We start from the raw sequence: 16,697 nt of genomic DNA, 5'->3' as shown, positions 1-16,697 counted from the left end.
TAAGAGATAGCTCTCGGGAGACGGGCGGTGGGAAGCCACGACACCTACACGGTCGCGGTCGTCGGAGCAGGCGCCCTGGGCTGTGTGTACGCCGCCCTACTGGAGCGCACCGGTGTGCACGTCACGCTGGTGACCAGACGCAGCGAGGTCGCCGAGCGCATCGCCAGCGACGGGGTGACCGTCGAGGACCACCGCTCGCCCGGCGCCGAAACGCTGCGGGAGTATCCGGAGGTATCGGGACCCGACGACGTCCCAGGTGCCGGGCGCTTCGACGCCGTGCTGCTGCTGAACAAGGCCGACGACGCCCCCTGGGCGACGAACCTCGGCCTGCGACTCGTCGCGGACGACGGCCTGGTGGTGTCGCTGCAGAACGGTCTGCGCAGCGCGGAGCTGGTGGAGTCAGCCGATCCCCGAGGCGTGGCAGGGACCACCTACCAGGGTGCGACCCACCTGGCTCCCGGGATCGTCGCGTGGACAGGAGAGGGCCCCACACTTCTCGCCCCGAGGCCGGATGCCGAGCTCGCCGCGGAACGCTTCGCCTCGATCGCTGACCAGCCCGAGTTGCCCGTACGCATCGTCGACGATCGCGACGTCATGCTGTGGGAGAAGCTGGCTCTCGCCACGGCCAACAGCGTCTCCGGTGCGCTGATGCTGCCGGTGCACGAGATGCTGCAGGCCGCCAGCGTCCGGCGCCTCATGGCGTTGGCGCGTGCCGAGGTCTACGAGGTCGCGGGGGCGCTGGACGTCCGGCTCGACACCGACCGCCTCGAGAGCTTCTTCGGCAGGGGTGCCCCCACGACGACGCGCACCGCTGGCTCGACGTACCAGTCGCTGGTCAGCGGTCGACCCTCGGAGGCAGCCGACATCTCCGGAGTCATCGTCGAGCGGGCGCACGAGGCGCGCGTGGATGTGCCCGTCAACCTGACCCTGGACCTGCTGGTGCGTGCCCGAGCAGAACTCCTGGCCAGCAGTGGGGACTGACGACCGCTCAGTCGACGCCGAGTTCGTCCTCGATGCCCTCGAGCCCGAGGTCGGCCAGCACGGACCGTGCGTCGGCGCCCAGCTCCGGGGCGGGCGACAACGGGTCGAGTGGGCCGGTGCCGGCGCCCTCCGCGGAGTCCGAGAGCCGCATCGGCAACGCGCTCACGAGCACGTCTTCCTCGAGGACTCGTGTCCCACGCATCACCCCCTCCGCGGCAGCGTGCTCGCTCCGGAGCGCCTCCTCGACGGTCAACACCGGCGCGAAGGGGATACCGCTCTCCTCGAGCGCGGGCCACCATTCGTCCAACGGCTTCTGGCGCATGCGCTCGGCGATCAAGGGCCGTTCGTCAGCGTGTTCAGGGCCACGGCCGAACTCCATCGCGGAACGCTCCCACGAACCGCGCTCGCGCCACTCGTCGGGCAGATCGAGGATGTCGCACAGACGGTGCCAGAACTTGCGCTCGATCGGGGCGAGCAGGACCGCGCGATCGTCGGCCGTGGGGTACATCGCGTACCTCGCCCCCAGCTCGCGGTACTCGTTCCAGGGCTGGCCCAGGTTCGCGTAGGTGTTGAGGTCGCGCCAGTTCCACCACATCGCGCTCCCCCAAAGCGACGCGCTGACGTGCTGAGCTCCCTCTCCGCGCTCGCGTCGGTACAGGCCCGCCAACACGCCCAACGCGGCGAACACACCTGCCAGCACCGCTCCGCTCGATCGCCAGCCCGACTGTGTCGACGGCAGCCCGTCGTGCCACTCGATGGGTACCTGACCGGCCAGCGCGTCGATCGTCTGACCGTGCGCGGTGTAGTCCGCCCACGGGCCCCGCTCACCGAACCCCGAGACCAGGCAGTACACCAGGGTGGGGTTCTCCACGCGGAGCGTGGCGAAGTCGAGGCCGCGACGCTGCGCGTCGACGGGGCGCAGGCCGACGATGACGGCGTCCGCCCAACGCGCCGCGGCGGCGACGATGTCGTTCCAGTACGGCGAGCGGTTGTGCACGGCCAGGCTCCGGGCACCGGAGTTCAACGCCGCGTGGAACATGCCGCGTCCCGCGATCAACGGGTCGAGTCCGCGGTTGCCGTCCCCGACCCCAGGACGTTCGATCTTCACGACGTCGGCGCCCATCTCGGTCAGGAGGTGGCTCGCGAGGGGGCCCGACAGGTGCGTCGAGAAGTCGACGACACGTGGGCTGCCACCCTGGGACACGTCCGTTACCTCCAGTCGAGAACCTCGTCGAGCAGGCCGTGGTAGCGCTCGGTCACGAAACCCTGGAACTCGTCCATGTGGGCGGCCATCAACTTCTCCGCCTTCTTGCCATCGCCTTTGATGATCGCGCCGGCGATGGCTTCGTGATCTCGCCGGACCTGCTCCCGAGCGTCGACTGGATACATCAGGCCGTAGATGCGATCGAACCAGACGTCCTTGAGAGACTCAGCGAACAGATCCAGGACACGGTTGCCGGACATGCTCGCCACCGTCGCGTGGAAGTCGGTGCTGACGCGGGCCCAGTTCCCCTCCTCGCGGACGCTGGCGGCCTCCGCCCGCTCGATGGAACGGCGGAGCCGATCGAACTGATCGGGGTCGGCACGCTCGGCCGCGAGCCGCGCCATGACGGGCTCCATCGCGCGGCGGGCTTCGGCCAGTTCCCGGAAGGTCGCTCCGGTCATGTGGTAGTACAGCGTGGACATCCGGCCGAAGTCGTGGCTCTTCACGCCCGCGACGATGGGTCCACCACCGGGCCCCGGCCGGATCTGGATGAGGCCGTTCACCTCGAGGATCCGCAGAGCCTCCCGGAGGGTCGCCCGGCCGACCCCGAACTGTTCCAGCATCTCGCCCTCCGACGCCAGCTTCGCGCCAGGCTCGAGGCCCTGGTCGACGATGGCGTGGACGATCTCGCGGGAGACGATCTCCGACATCTTCTCCTGGCGACGCGGCATCGTGGTCATGCCATCCGCCTCAGTCGACGCAGTTCCTCCACGATGCGCTCCTTCCCGGGCAGCCACGCCCGCTCGAGGTTCGGGGCGTAGGGTGCCGGAACGGGAGGCGGAGCGATGCGAAGCGGTGGCGCGTCCATCCGCCAGAACGCCTGCTCGAGCGTCGCCTGGATGATCTCGGCGCCCATCCCGAAGGGCGCCGGTGCCTCGTGTGCGACGGCGAGGCGGGTGGTCTTCCGAACGGACGACGCGATCGTTTCGACGTCGAGAGGCACGAGAGAACGCAGGTCGATCACCTCGATGTCGATGCCTTCGTCGGCGAGTTCGTTCGCTGCGTCGAGCGACTGGTGCAGAAGACGTCCAGAAGTGACGAGAGTGACATCCCGGCCCTCACGTACGACGTTCGCCTTGCCGAGTGGAACCCGGTGTGCCGATCCCGGTTTCGGGCCGCGCCATCCGTAGAGGTGGCGGTGCTCGATGAAGACCACGGGGTTCGGATCCTCGATCGCGGAACGGAGCAGGCCGTAGGCGTCGGTCCCCGTCGACGGCATCACGACCGAGAGCCCTGGGACGGCTGCGAGGAGCGCCTCCAGGCTCTGCGAGTGCTGGGCGCCCGCCGACCGTCCCGCCCCGTATTGTGTCCGGATCACCAGCGATAGGTCAACGGCGCCGCCGGTCATGAACCGCAGCTTCGCTGCCTGGTTGATGATCTGGTCGAAGCAGACGCCGATGAAATCGATGAACATGATCTCGATCACGGGGCGCAGACCGGCCATTGCTGAGCCCACGGCCAGGCCTACGACGGCGGTCTCGGAGATGGGCGTGTCGATCACGCGATCGGCTCCGAACTGGTCGAACAGGCCACGGGTCGCACGGAAGATCCCACCGACCGCGCCTACGTCGACCCCGGCGAGGAAGACCCGATCGTCGTCGACCATCGCATCACCGAGGCCTGCGATGACCCCGTCGATGTAGCGGAAGTCGCTGACGTCGTCATCGATGTCCTCCTCGTCGATCAGTGGTCGGGGCGCGTAGACGTACCGGCCGAGATCGGCGATGTCGGGGACGGGGTCGGCCCGAGCGGTTTCGACCGCGGTGCGCATCTCCTCCTCGACCTCACGATCGATGGTGTCGGCCTCGTCGTCCTCGAGGCGTTCGCGTGCATGCGCGAGCGGATCCTCCGCACGCATGGCCTCACGCTCGCCCTCGAGGCGGTAGTCAGCCGGATCACCGACGTAGTGCCCCTCCCACCGGTGGACCGTGACCTCGAGCAGGACGGGTGGCCCACCGGAACGGAGCTGGTCGACGAGTTCTCCAGCCAGGTCTGCCACCTCGGCCACGTCGCGTCCGTCGATGCGGTGTCCCTTCAGCCCGTAGGCGGCCGCACGCTCGGCTGGCGGCACGGGATGCTGGCGTTCCCACCAGGTGAACTCGGCGTAGAGGTTGTTCTCGCACACGAACAGGACCGGCAGGTTCCACAGCGCCGCGAGGTTGACACCCTCGTGGAAAGCGCCGCCAGCGACCGCTCCGTCCCCGAAGAAGCACGTCACCACGAACCCGGCGTCCCGGTACCGGGCCGCGTGGGCCGCACCGACGGCGATGGGGATGCCAGCGCCGACCACACCGTTCGCCCCGAACACCCCGATCCTCGGGTCAGCGATGTGCATCGATCCTCCGAGGCCGCCGCAGACACCAGTGGACTTGCCCATCAGTTCCGCGAACATCTCGCGGGCTGGTGTTCCCTTGGCCATGACGTGGCCGTGCCCGCGGTGGGTGGAGGTGATGATGTCCTCGGTGGTCAGTGCCGAGCAGACCCCCACGGGAACGGACTCCTGCCCGACGGAGACGTGGCAGAACCCGGGGACGTCACCGCCCGCGTACAGCCGCGAGACCCACTCCTCGAAGGTCCGGATCCGGCGCATCTCACGGTACAGATGCTCGAGCCGTTCCTGGCCGCCCTCACCCACGCGGCTGCCCGCCGGTTGGCTCGAGTTCGTTGGCGACGACCGCACCGTCGTCGAGCAGCTCCTGGATCTCGTCGTCGGTCCAGCCTCTCTCTCGCAGCACCTCGACCGTGTGCTGGCCCAGCAGAGGTGGAGCGCTGCGTACCTGCGCCGGGGTGCTGCGGAGCTGTACGACGGGTCCGATCTGATCCAAGCTGCCGATCGTGGGGTGCTCGACCTGCGTGACCAACCCGTTCGCTCGCACCTGTTCGTGCCTGAGCACCTGCGAGAAGGTGTGCACGGGTGAGAACAGCACGCGGTGCGCCGTGAAACGCTCCTCCCAGTCCGCGGTCGTGCGCTCCACGAACCGTTCCTGGAGCAGCGGACCGAGCTCGTCGCGGCGCTCCACACGCTTGACGTTGGTGTCGAAGCGCTCGTCCGTGGCGAGTTCCGGCCACTCGAGCGCGTCACAGAACGCCGCCCACCCGTCGTCACCCCACACTCCGGCGACGGCCCAGCCGTCGCTGGTCTCGAACGCCTGGTAGGGCACGACCTGGCTGTGCTGGCTCCCCCAGCGGACCGGGTCCTCGCCGGTCTGGAAGAACGGCCCGACGCGGGTGGTCAGGCCGAACAGCAGTGCCCCGATCATCGGGATCTCGACGTGCTGGCCCTGGCCCGTGCGTTCGCGCGCCTGCAACGCCAGCAGGACTCCCTGCACGGCGAGCATCGCTCCGGTGTAGTCCGCGATGGGGATCCCGACCAGGACGGGTCCGCCGTCGCGTTCCCCTGTCACCGACATCACACCGCTGAAGGCCTGCACGACCGGATCGGTTCCCGGACGCTCGGCCCACGGGCCCTTGGACCCGAAGGCGTTGACCGAGCAGTAGACGAGTCGCGGGTTGAGCTCGCGCATGGCCTCGTAGCCGACACCGATCGCGTCGGCGACCCCCGGACGGTAGTTCTCCATGAACACGTCCGCGTCCGCGATCAAGCGGCGTACGACCTTCTTCCCTGCCTCGGATCGCAGATCGACGCAGACGCTGCGCTTGTTGCGGTTCCAAGTGAGGAACATCGTGCTCTCGCCCTCGATGAAGTGCGTTCCCGTACGGCGGCTGGGATCACCATGCGGCGACGACTCCACCTTGATCACGTCCGCACCGAAGTCGGCCAGCACGAGCGATCCGTAGGGTCCGGCCATCTGGCGCGTCAGGTCGACGACGGTGATGCCGTCGAGCGCTCCCCCGAGCGGGTTGTCCGCAGCGTTCTCGTGCATGGTTACGTTCCTCGTCTCTACGTCATCGGCCGTGGGGCCGTGTGGGGCGGGTCGAGCCCACCCCACACGGATCGCCTCGGTCAGCCCTCGGTGCTCACGAACTCGATGCTCTGATCGACGATCTCGACCACTGCACCTGGTCCGATCGCGTCGCCCTTCTCGTCGAAGGTGATCTCGCCCTGAGCGCCAGCGAAACCCGGGTGGGTGTCGAGCGCCAGCTTCAGGTCACCGGCCTCGACCGATCCCGCGTTCTTGATCGCGTGCAGGAGCATCCACGCGCCGTCGTAGCCGTTGGCTGCGGCGAAGTCAGGATCGCTGCCCTCGGCGGCCCGGTACGCCTCGGTGAAGGCCTGGGAGCTCTCGAACGGCAGCTCGTGGTGGAAGTTCGTCGCGAAGATCGATCCGTTCGCCGCAGCACCGGCGTTCTCGATGTAGAACGGCGCGCCCATCACGAGCTGACCCATGATCGGCTGGTCGAGACCGGCTTCGCGGAGCTGCGTCACGATCGCCACGTTGGGCCCACCCACCACGAGTACGCCGATCGCGTCGGGGTCGAGCTGCTGGTACTTGGCGATCTCGGCGCTGAAGTCCTGCTTGTCAGCGGTGACACCGTCCTCGGACACCAGTTCGATGCCAGCCGCCTCGAGACCGGGCTTCCAGACCTCCTCCCAGACACCGACGATCGTCGGCGTGTCGGTGTGGTAGATGACGGCGATGCTCTCGATGCCGCGCTCGGCCAGCACGTCGACGGTCTTGCCGGCGAAGCTGCCTTGCGTGACACCGGCGCGGTAGACCCACTCGGGATCGACGAGCGGCGGGTCACCCGACGTCGTCAGGATCATGGGGACCTCGTCCTGGGCAGTGAAGTCGACCGTCGCTTGTGCCACGGTGGAGAAGCACGGGCCGACGATCGCGGTCACGCCAGAGTCGACGAGCCGCCGGTACGCAGCGACGCCCTCCTCCGCGGTGCTCGCGTCGTCCTCCACGACGAGCTCGATGTCGGTCCCTTCGAGGAAGTCCATCTCTTCGGCCTCGGCGATGGCCAGTTCCATGCCCGCGACCTCGTTCTGCCCGCAGAAGGCGGCGGCCCCGGAGAGCGAGTCGAGCGCCCCGATGCTGATGGAGTCCGGCAGGTCGCCACCACCATCACCACCGTCGGTGGCCGTCCCGTCGCCGGTGTCGGGGGCGGTCGGCGCCGCCGTGCCGTCGTCGTCCGCAGCGTCGTCGTCACCCCCACATGCGGTCATCAGTAGGGCGAGTCCGGCCACACCTGCGAGCATCCGCAGAGATCGGCGTGTACGTGATGCGTGCATCCTCTTGCTCCTCTCGGGGTTGGCTTGCATGACCTTGCTCCGTTCCTTCATCCGTCGCTCCCGCCGAACCACTCACGTGCTTGCTCGGGCGTGAGGTACCCGTTCGCGATGTCGCGTTCGATCGCCGCCGGGTCACGATCCGCTGGATCCCCGTACCCGCCGCCTCCGGGCGACCGCATGCGGATGCGGTCGCCTGCCGTGATGGCGACGGGCCTGACCTTGGCTCCGAGGTCCGGGCCCTGCCACTCGCCGTTCAAGGTGTAGGCCACGACGTTGGGTGCCCCGGGCAGTCCACCGAGCGCGCCGGGTGGCGGGTGCTTGGCCTGTTCACCCAGGATCGACAGACGCGCGGGGACCTCGACCTCGAACTCGTACTCGTTGCCGCAGCCACCCATCCACTGCCCGGCACCACCGGATCCCTCCCGGATCCCGAAGCGGTGCCACAGGATCGGGTAGTCGTGCTCGGACGCTTCGATCGAAGGGAAGCTGGCCATGCCGACGACGCTGGTGCCGTTCACGAGGCCATCGCCACCCCTGCATCCCCCGTAGCCACCCCCGTACGGGAAGACGGCAACGAAGACCTCGTCGCCGTTCCGCGCCCCGCTTACGACCGCCACTCCCCCCGTCTCGAAGCTCGTCGCCGGCGCGATGTCGGGGACCGCTTCGACCAGTGCTTGGGCCACCATGCCGACGATGCGTGCCGATGTGTCGGGGTAGCCGCCCACCGCGTGGGGCGGCGGTGCGTCCAGCAGCGAGCCCTGCGGGACGGTCACGTCGACGGGCCGGAAACAGCCTCCGTTGATCGGGATGTCCGGGAAGAGGTGTTTCAGGCCCGTGTAGCAGGCGGTCACGGTGGTCGAGCGCGTCAGGTTCATCGGCCCTTCGCAGGCCCCGGTGGTACCGGTGAAGTCGACAGTCATATGCTCGCCGTCGACGGTGATCTCGAGCCGCAACTCGAGCTCCTCGTCGGTGATGCCGTCGTTGTCGAGGGCATCCTCGGCGTGGTAGCGACCATCCGGGATGTCGGCGATACGGGAGCGCATCTGCTGCTCCGAGCGCTCGTCGAGCTCGTGCACGCACGCCATCACCACGTCAGGGCCGTAACGGTCGAACAGGCGCTCGAGTCGCCGCTGTCCGACGAGCAGCGCGTTGTACTGGCTGCGGAGGTCGCCCTCCTGGAGATCCGGCAGGCGGTTGTTCGCCCTGATCAGCGCCAGGATCTCGGGATCGAGTTCGCCATCGCGGACGAAGCGCATGACGGGCAGTCGCACGCCTTCCTCGTAGATCTCACGACACGTGGGGCCGAACGCCCCAGCCTGGGCGGCACCGACGTCCATCCAATGGCCCGTGTTCGCGAGCAGCATCCTCGGCTCGCCATCCCAGAAGAACGGTGCGACGAGCTTGGCGTCCTGCAGGTGCGTCCCGGCGAGGTACGGGTCGTTGAGCAGGTAGGCGTCACCGGGTTCCCACCGACGTCCGATCGTTCCGAGCCAGTCGAGCGTCGCCTGAACGGCGTGCTGCATCGTCGTGACGAAGATCGGCGAACCCTCGTTGCCCTGGGCGATCGTCTCGCCCGTGTCGGCGCGGAACAGGCCGTTGGCGCGATCCTTCATCTCCGACACGATCGGGCTGAAGGCCGCCTTGACCTGCACGACATCCATCTCGTCGACGACCTCGTCGAGGTAGCCGCGCACGACGGCGAGCGTGGTCGGATCGATCGCGGTCACGATGCCACCTCCAGGATCAGGTTCCCGGCGTGATCGACGCGCACGGACATGTCGGGCAGCACGACCGTGGTGGTGTCGTCCTGCTCGACGATCGCCGGGCCCACGCCGGACATGCCCGGGAACAGGGCGGTACGTTCGATGATGGGCGTGTCTCGCCAAGCCCCGTCGAAGTACACGTCCCGGCGCTCGATGACCGCGTCGTCCCACGGCTGCTCGTCGAGTTCGGGCCAGGTCTCGACCCTCCGTGGTCGTCGCCCGACCACGTGACACTCGAGGTCGAGTAGCATGGCCGGGTTGTCGAGCACGGTCCCGTACTGACGGCGGTACTCCTCGCGGAACGCGCGCTCCACGTCGTCACGAGTCAGCGGGCTCTCGACCTCGACCCGGATGGCGTGACGTTGCCCCTCGAAGTGCATCTCCGCCTGGACGCCCAGCGCGACGGCCTCGACCGGGACCCCGCCCTGTTCGATCAGGCGCCTCCCCTCGGTCAGGTACTCGTCGACGATGCGGTTGACAGCGTCGAAGTCGACGTCGGCGAGTGGCTGCCGGATGCTCTGGACGAAGTCGTAGCGGACATCCGCATCGATGCAGCCGATCGCCGACGTCACCCCCGGCGAGGGCGGCACGACCGCGCGTGGGATGCCCACGTCCCGCATGATCGCGGCGCCGTGCAGCGGGCCCGCGCCTCCGAACGGCACGAGCACGAAGTCGCGGGGGTCGTGACCGCGCCCCACCGACATGATGCGCACCTGGCCACCCATCCGGCCGTCGACCACGCGGAGGATCGCCTCGGCTGCCTCCTCGACGCCGACGCCGAGCGTGTCCGCGACGTGAGCCTGGATCGCCTTGATGCTCAGGGACACGTCGAGGTCGAGGCGCTTGCCGCCGATGGGCCGATCGGGGTTGATGCGACGCAGGACGAGGTTGGCGTCGGTCACGGTCGGCTGCTCACCGCCACGCCCGTAGCACGCGGGGCCCGGCATCGCCCCAGCGCTCTCGGGTCCCACCCGTAGGATCCCCGCGGCGTCGATGCTCGCGAGGCTTCCGCCACCGGCGCCGAGGGTCTCGACGTCGATGGTGGGCACGCGCAGGGGGATCCGGAAGTCGACGAGCTTCTCGTCGGTGACCGTGGGGATGCCGTCGACGACCAGCGCGACGTCGAAGCTGGTGCCACCCATATCGGCCGTGATGGCGTTGGGGAACCCGGCCTGCCGAGCGACGGTGGCGCCGGCGATGACCCCGGCGGCCGGACCAGAGCGGACGGTGTTGGCGGGGCGATCGATCGCGTGCCCGAGCGACATGATCCCCCCGTTGCACTGCACGATCGCGGGCGGGCGGAGGTAGCCGGCCTCGTCCACAGCACTCGCGAGCGAGCTGAGGTAGCGGTTCATGATGGGTTGCACGTACGCGTGGACCACCCCCGTGGAGGTGCGCTCGAACTCCGAGATCCGCGGCAGGCTGACCCCGGCCGGGATGACGTACAGCTCGGGCCAACGTCGCCGGATCGCCGCGCAGGCCGCTTCCTCGTTCGCGGGGTTGGCGTACGCGTGCAGGAAGCTGACGACGACGGCACCGACCTCGTCGACGTGGGTCTCGACGGCCGCGAGGAGCTCGTCCTCGTCGACCTCGCGCGTGACCGTGCCGTCGGCCCGGGTGCGCTCGTCGACCTCGACGCGGAGCCGCCGGGGGACGAGCGGGTGCACGCTGCCGCGCAGGCCGTAGACCTGGGGTCGGTCGCGTCGGCCGAGCTCCAGCGCGTCTCGGAACCCGCGGGTCGTGACCAGCAGGCACTCCGCGCCCTTGCGCTCGATCACCGCGTTCGTGGCGACCGTCGTGCCGTGTATGAGGAGGGCGACGGACCCCGGATCGATGTCGAGCGCTGCGAGGCCCTCCATGAACCCGCGCGACTGATCCTCGGGGGTCGAGGGGACCTTGCCGACGCGCAGCGATCCGTCGCGCTCGTCGCGGACGACGACGTCGGTGAAGGTCCCGCCGACATCGACGCCGACGAGCTGCGGACGAGGTGCGTCGTTGGTCATGGTCAGTCCGTGATCTTGTCGAAGACGAGGTGCTCCTCGACGAGGAGCTGGACGCGGCCCATCGCGAAGTTCGCGTAGTAGTCGGTGCGCAGCCGGTCCCAGAAGGGGTCGGCGAACGACTCGTTGAACGCCTCCACGCTGTCGAAGAACATCTCGACGACTCCGTCGAACTGGCTGACCTCTCTGGGGTCGGTCAGGATCCCGTCGCCGTTGGCGGAGTACAGACCCGGGCACGCGCGGTACCCCTTGAGGTTCGGCGTCTGCAGGGCCAGCGGGATGTGCTCGTCGAACCAGTAGCGACGGAAGTCCTCGCGCGACTGCTTGTCCGCGCGCGTCAGCAGCGCGATGTACTTCACGCCCTCACCGGTGGGCGGGGGCTCGAGGATGTCGTGCTCCTCGACCACGAACATGATGCGGCCGCTGACGACGTTGGGGTGGTCAGCTCGTGCCCGTTCCCACAGCTCGTGCGTGTACGCCGCGGCCAGCGCGTCGACGCTCTCCCACCACAGCTCCGCCACGGCGTCGAACGGCGGGTCGTCGCCGTTGGCACTCTGGATGGCGGGGCTGCCGACGTACTTGATGTGACCGGGGAAACCGCCCCCGACCTGGGTGTGCTGCTTGACGTAGTACTCCCTGAAGTCCTCGCGGCTCATGCCGTCGAGGCGAGTCATCGGGCTGACCATCTTGATCCTCATGCGTTGCTCCTTGGCTCGGGTGCCGACCGACTCGGTCAGCCCATGTACGTCTCGATCAGATCGAGCTCCTCGCGAGCACGCTCGGTCGGCTGCTCGTACACGATGCGGCCACGATCGAGCACGTAGACGTGGTCACTGACGTTGAGCGCCTGCGTCGCGTTCTGCTCGACGAGCAGCACCGAGACGTCCAGTTCGCGGATCCGTGCGATCGCGTCGAAGACATCACGGACGAGGATGGGCGCGAGACCGAGGCTGGGCTCGTCCATGGCGATCAGCTTCGGACCGGCCATCAGAGCTCGACCGATGGCGAGCATCTGCTGCTCACCCCCCGACATGGACCCGGCGCGCTGGTTCGATCGCTCCTCCAGCCGGGGGAACAGGTCGAACACGTCCCGCAGCTGTCCCGTCTCGTCGCGCTTGTAGGCGCCGAGCGACAGGTTCTCCATCACGGTCAGCTCGGGGAACAACCTGCGCCCTTGGGGTACCTGCGCGAGACCGGCTCGCGACACGCGGTGGGGTGGCCAGCCCGAGATGTCGTCGCCGTCGAACAGGATGCGGCCATCGGCACGTTCCTGGCCTCCGATGCCGCGGATCGTGCTGGTCTTGCCCGCGCCGTTCGGTCCGACGAGCGCCACCACCGTGCCGCGGTCGACGTGCAGGTCGATGGCGTGGACCGCGTGGATGCCGCCGTAGGCCACCCGCAGCCCGGTCACGCTGAGCAGTTCAGACCCCAACGTAGGCCTCCCGCACGGCCCTGTTCCCGGTCGCCTCTCCGGAGGATCCGTCGAAGATCTTCTCGCCGAAGTTCATGACGACGAGCCGCGGACACACGTCCAGTACGAAACGCAGGTGGTGGTCCACGAGGACCACGGCGCAGCCACGTTCCGCCTCGGTCTCGATGAAGTTGCCGAGCCGCTGCACGTCGCGCTCGGTGACGCCGGCGGCCGGCTCGTCGAGCAGGATGAGCGCCGGCTGCGATACGGCCGCGCGCGCGAGTTCGACACGCCGCTGGATCCCGTACGGCAGCTCCTCGACGACGATGCCGACGTAGGGGGACAGCTCGAGCCGTTCGATGGCAGCCGCTGCCCGCTCGTCGAGCTCACGGCGCCGGTCGGCGACCCAGAAGGGCACCAGGGCGTGGCCGAGCCTGCGGTCCGGGGCGTCGGTGTACAGGCCGGCCAGCACGTTCTCGTGCACCGTGGCGGTCTCGACCAGCCGGATGAGCTGGAACGTCCGGCTCACGCCCTTCCGGGCGACCATGTGCGGTGGCGCTCCGGAGGTGTCGTCCCCATCGATGACGATGCGTCCGTCGGTCATGGCGAGGAAGCCACTGACGAGGTTGAGCAGGGTGGTCTTGCCCGACCCGTTGGGGCCGACGAGGCCCACGATCTCGCCCGGTGCCACGTCGAGGCTGATGTCGTCGACGGCCTTGAGCGCACCGAAGTGCTTGGATGCGTGTTCGATGGACAGCATGGTCATCGCGCCCCCTCGCCCTCGATGCTGAGCTCACCCTCGATCCGTCCGGTCGCGGGAGCGTCCTCGGGTTCTTCTTGGATCTCGCCCCGCCGTCGGCGCACGAGGATCCGCCGCAGACGCGTGAGCCCGCCGGTCACACCCTGCGGGACCAGGACGATGATGAGCAGGACGATCCCGCCGGTCGCGATGTCGCGCCACTCGCCGAACGGCCGCAACCAGTCGGGTACCACGGTCATGACGAAGGCGCCGATGAGCGCACCGCTCCAGTGCCCGACGCCTCCCAGGATGACCATCGCGAGTAGGCGGATCAGCAGCGCGAAGCTGTAGTCGCCAGGGACGACGAAGCCGAAGTAGTAGGCGCGCAGGACGCCTCCGAAGGCCCCTATCCCGGCCGAGGCGACGAAGAGCAGTAGCTGGAGGCGGGGCACGTTGACGCCCACGGCACTGGCGACGAGCGGATCCGCGCGCACGAGCCGCATCGCGCGTCCCAGCATCGAGTGTTGGAGCATCCGGAACGCCAACAGCAGCGCAGCCACGGCGAGCCCGAGTTCGAGCAGGCCGATGCCGCTGCCGATACCCGTGATGCCGAGTGCCCCACCGGTGACACTGCTCATGTTCAGGAGCACGACCTCGAAGACGGCCATGATCGCGACCGTGACCATGGCGAGGTAGACGCCGGTCAGGCGCTCGAGGGGCTTGGCCAGGATCGCGGCAACGACCATCGCGATCGCCGGGGCGACGACCAGTGCCGGCAGCAAGCCCAGTCCGTGTTCGGTGGCCATGATGGCGCCCGTGTAGGCGCCGAGGCCGATGAAGGCCACGAAGGCGAACGAGAACGTCCCGCCAGCGACGACGACGAAGGCGGACAGTGCGAGGATGACGTTCACGAGCGCCAGCTCGATGATCGTCTGCGACAGCCCGAGGCTCATGCGCGGTCGACCTCCAGCTTGCCGAACAGCCCCTGCGGTCGGACGATCAGCACGAGGAAGAGCAGGCCGAAGGCGACCGCCTTCACCCAGTGCGTCCCGACGAAGTGCACCGTGAGGCCCTCCGAGAGCCCAAGGAGCAGGCCGCCGAAGAGGCTCCCGGGGACGCTGCCGATGCCGCCGAGGATGACGACCGCGAAGCCGCGCAGCAGGTACAGCTCGCCGGTGAGGAAGTCGACGCTGTTGAACGCGACCCCGATCAGGATCCCGGCGATGCCGGCGAGCATCCCCGACGCCGCGACGACCCCGGCCGCGTACAGGTTGACGTTGATCCCGAGCATGCCTGCGGCCTCGGGGTCGGCGGCCACGGCCCGAGCGGCCCGACCCGTCTGGGTGTGCTGGATGACCCACCAGACGAGGACCGTCAGGAGCGTGGCGATCACGAACATCACCAGGCTGATCGAGCGGACCGAGATCCCGAGGAAGGTGATCGGTGTGCTCTGGAACGTCTCGATGGGGAAGCGCAGTATCTGATCGGGGGTGAAGGTGAAGGTGTAGAGCTGCGCGAAGCTCTCGAGCACGATCAGCATCGCCAGGCTCGCGACGAGTGTGGACCACTCGCGGCTGTGCTCGTCGTGTGAACGGGAGAGCCGCAACGGTCGGAACGCCAGGTACTCGAGCACGAGTCCCACGATGCCGCCGAACACGGCACCCACGACCAGGAGCGGCACGAAGGGCAGACCGAAGCGCGAGGCGATCTCGACCCCGGCGATGGCCGCGATCGTCAGGGTGACGCCGTGGGCGAGGTTCAGGATCCGCAGCACGCCGAGCGTCAGCGTCAGCCCGGTGGCGAAGAGCGCGTAGACCGCGCCGATGAGCAGCCCGTTGGTGAGCTGTTGGAGGAGAAGCACGTCACCGCTCCCACGTCATCTGACCGACCGCACGGATATTCATTATCATCATCATCACTTATTCCGTCAACACCCTTGGAGCAACCCATGCCGTGGGGACCGCGACGGCGTGGCGATCGACGGAGGACGGGGTGGCACGACCCAGGAGGGTCAGGCAGCGATCGAGCTCGTCTGCCAGGATCGCCAGCACGGCCTCGACACCTGCCTGCCCGCCGACCGCCAGGCCCCAGAGGTAGGGCCGGCCGACGAGCACGGCACGGGCGCCCAGCGCGAGCGCCTTGACGACGTCGCTGCCGCGGCGGACGCCACCGTCCATGAGGACCTGGGCGTCGTCGCCGACCTCGGCGACGACCTCGGTCAAGGCGCGGATGCTGCTCGAGACGCCATCGAGCTGGCGACCACCGTGGTTGGAGACGACGATGCCGTCGACGCCGTGATCCACGGCGTGGCGCGCATCGGCGGCGGTGAGGACGCCCTTGACGAGCAGCGGCCCCTCCCAGCGCTCTCGTAGCTCGCCCACGACCGCCCACGTGGCGCCCGGGTTCGCGAGCTCACGGCTGACGTACTGCCCCACGGTCACCGTGCTGTCGCCGTCGGCGATGCCGGCGAGGTTGGCGAACCGCACCGGTTCCCCCAGGATGACGTCACGGATCCACGGCCAGCGGATCGCCGCCTCGAGGACGTGGTGGGGTCGTGGCCGTGGTGGCAGGACCATCCGGTTGTGCAGGTCCCGCTCCCGCTTGCCGACCGTCGGCACGTCGATGGTCAGGCAGAGGGCCCGGTACCCGGCGCGCTCGGCACGATCGACGAGCTGCGCCACGACGGCGGGGTCGCGCCAGGGGTAGAGCTGGAACCATCGCGGTCCTGACGAACTCGCTGCGACGTCCTCGATGGTGTAGCTCGACTGTGTGCTCAGCACGTACACGGTCCCAGCCGCTGCCGCGGCTGCGGCGGCAGCGCGCTCTCCACCGCCGCCAACGAGCCGGGCGAGGCCGACCGGCGCGAGCAGGATCGGCATTGACACCGACTCACCGAGCACGGTCGTGCTCAGATCGCGCTGCGAGACGTCGGCCAGGCCGTCCGGACGCAGCGTGAGCGCTGCGAGGTCAGCGGTGTTCCGTCGCAGCGTGATCTCGTCCTCGGCGCCGCCGTCGACGAAGTCGAACACGACCTTCGGCAGCCGGCGACGTGCGACGCGTCGAGCGTGCGCAACCGAGTGCAGGGTGCGACTCACCCGTCGCTCCTGGCCAGAGGGACCAGCGAGCCCGAGTGGTGTCCGAGGCCCACGGCTCCACGGAAGACGAGCCAGGCCGCGATGAGCATCACAGCGGTGACGACCATCCACGATCGACCGTAATCGAGGTGGCCCGCGAGGAGGCCGAAGAGCAGAGGGCCGACGGCGATACCCCCCGCGAGTCCGACCTGCACCACGCCGGTGGCAGCCGCTGGGGCGTCAGGGCGGAGCGTGACGACGCCGAAGT

Annotated in this window: 15 protein-coding genes; 1 reads left to right on the top strand and 14 read right to left on the bottom strand. The window is 68.8% G+C overall.

What is annotated here, in order from left to right; genetic code table 11:
- Window positions 1-27: 27 nt before the first annotated feature.
- On the top strand, window positions 28-981 hold the full coding sequence (locus KY469_19145; GenBank protein ID MBW3665215.1) for a 2-dehydropantoate 2-reductase: 954 nt from the start codon (window positions 28-30) through the stop codon (window positions 979-981).
- A 7-nt stretch (window positions 982-988) separates the two neighbouring features.
- Here KY469_19145 and KY469_19140 read toward each other — a convergent pair whose 3' ends face one another.
- The 14 genes from KY469_19140 to KY469_19075 all read right to left on the bottom strand — a co-directional run.
- Window positions 989-2,185: a CoA transferase gene (locus KY469_19140; GenBank protein ID MBW3665214.1), complete on the bottom strand. Its 1,197-nt coding sequence runs from the start codon at window positions 2,183-2,185 to the stop codon at window positions 989-991.
- A gap of 5 nt (window positions 2,186-2,190) precedes the next feature.
- Window positions 2,191-2,925: a FadR family transcriptional regulator gene (locus tag KY469_19135; GenBank protein MBW3665213.1), complete on the bottom strand. Its 735-nt coding sequence runs from the start codon at window positions 2,923-2,925 to the stop codon at window positions 2,191-2,193.
- Entirely contained in the window at window positions 2,922-4,835 is a 1,914-nt protein-coding gene (locus KY469_19130; protein ID MBW3665212.1) for a dehydrogenase E1 component subunit alpha/beta, read from the bottom strand. Before KY469_19130 ends, KY469_19135 begins: the two co-directional genes overlap by 4 nt.
- Before the next feature lie 37 nt (window positions 4,836-4,872).
- A complete protein-coding gene (locus KY469_19125; protein ID MBW3665211.1) occupies window positions 4,873-6,129 on the bottom strand; it encodes a CoA transferase in 1,257 nt (418 codons plus the stop codon).
- Between the two features lie 80 nt (window positions 6,130-6,209).
- Window positions 6,210-7,442, bottom strand: a complete 1,233-nt coding sequence (locus KY469_19120) for an ABC transporter substrate-binding protein (protein MBW3665210.1) — start codon at window positions 7,440-7,442, stop codon at window positions 6,210-6,212.
- A 47-nt stretch (window positions 7,443-7,489) separates the two neighbouring features.
- Window positions 7,490-9,169, bottom strand: coding sequence for a hydantoinase B/oxoprolinase family protein (locus tag KY469_19115; protein ID MBW3665209.1), 1,680 nt, complete (start codon window positions 9,167-9,169; stop codon window positions 7,490-7,492).
- Window positions 9,166-11,208: a hydantoinase/oxoprolinase family protein gene (locus KY469_19110; protein ID MBW3665208.1), complete on the bottom strand. Its 2,043-nt coding sequence runs from the start codon at window positions 11,206-11,208 to the stop codon at window positions 9,166-9,168. Before KY469_19110 ends, KY469_19115 begins: the two co-directional genes overlap by 4 nt.
- 2 nt (window positions 11,209-11,210) lie before the next feature.
- A complete protein-coding gene (locus KY469_19105) occupies window positions 11,211-11,903 on the bottom strand; it encodes an EthD family reductase (GenBank protein MBW3665207.1) in 693 nt (230 codons plus the stop codon).
- A 35-nt stretch (window positions 11,904-11,938) separates the two neighbouring features.
- Window positions 11,939-12,625: an ABC transporter ATP-binding protein gene (locus KY469_19100; GenBank protein ID MBW3665206.1), complete on the bottom strand. Its 687-nt coding sequence runs from the start codon at window positions 12,623-12,625 to the stop codon at window positions 11,939-11,941.
- A gap of 1 nt (window position 12,626) precedes the next feature.
- A complete protein-coding gene (locus KY469_19095; GenBank protein ID MBW3665205.1) occupies window positions 12,627-13,382 on the bottom strand; it encodes an ABC transporter ATP-binding protein in 756 nt (251 codons plus the stop codon).
- Entirely contained in the window at window positions 13,379-14,308 is a 930-nt protein-coding gene (locus tag KY469_19090) for a branched-chain amino acid ABC transporter permease (protein ID MBW3665204.1), read from the bottom strand. The genes KY469_19095 and KY469_19090 overlap by 4 nt, the downstream gene beginning before the upstream one ends.
- Complete coding sequence (locus tag KY469_19085; protein MBW3665203.1) at window positions 14,305-15,216, bottom strand: branched-chain amino acid ABC transporter permease; 912 nt, start codon at window positions 15,214-15,216, stop codon at window positions 14,305-14,307. The genes KY469_19090 and KY469_19085 overlap by 4 nt, the downstream gene beginning before the upstream one ends.
- Window positions 15,217-15,274: 58 nt before the next feature.
- Complete coding sequence (locus KY469_19080; GenBank protein MBW3665202.1) at window positions 15,275-16,450, bottom strand: alpha-hydroxy-acid oxidizing protein; 1,176 nt, start codon at window positions 16,448-16,450, stop codon at window positions 15,275-15,277.
- Window positions 16,447-16,697, bottom strand: a 251-nt coding sequence (locus KY469_19075; GenBank protein ID MBW3665201.1) for a hypothetical protein, incomplete at its 5' end; no start/stop codon positions are given. The genes KY469_19080 and KY469_19075, both read right to left, overlap by 4 nt.

Source organism: Actinomycetota bacterium (assembly GCA_019347575.1).
Taxonomy (GTDB): domain Bacteria; phylum Actinomycetota; class Nitriliruptoria; order Nitriliruptorales; family Nitriliruptoraceae; genus JAHWKY01.
This window is presented reverse-complemented; position numbering and strand designations above follow the sequence as displayed.

Bases quoted from the DNA above. Each gene is read 5' to 3' on its own strand.
- KY469_19120 (MBW3665210.1), bottom strand. From the start codon at position 7,442: ATGCACGCATCACGTACACGCCGATCTCTGCGGATGCTCGCAGGTGTG.
- KY469_19105 (MBW3665207.1), bottom strand. From the start codon at position 11,903: ATGAGGATCAAGATGGTCAGCCCGATGACTCGCCTCGACGGCATGAGC.
- KY469_19130 (MBW3665212.1), bottom strand. From the start codon at position 4,835: ATGCGCCGGATCCGGACCTTCGAGGAGTGGGTCTCGCGGCTGTACGCG.
- KY469_19090 (MBW3665204.1), bottom strand. From the start codon at position 14,308: ATGAGCCTCGGGCTGTCGCAGACGATCATCGAGCTGGCGCTCGTGAAC.
- KY469_19110 (MBW3665208.1), bottom strand. From the start codon at position 11,208: ATGACCAACGACGCACCTCGTCCGCAGCTCGTCGGCGTCGATGTCGGC.
- KY469_19135 (MBW3665213.1), bottom strand. From the start codon at position 2,925: ATGACCACGATGCCGCGTCGCCAGGAGAAGATGTCGGAGATCGTCTCC.
- KY469_19125 (MBW3665211.1), bottom strand. From the start codon at position 6,129: ATGCACGAGAACGCTGCGGACAACCCGCTCGGGGGAGCGCTCGACGGC.
- KY469_19095 (MBW3665205.1), bottom strand. From the start codon at position 13,382: ATGACCATGCTGTCCATCGAACACGCATCCAAGCACTTCGGTGCGCTC.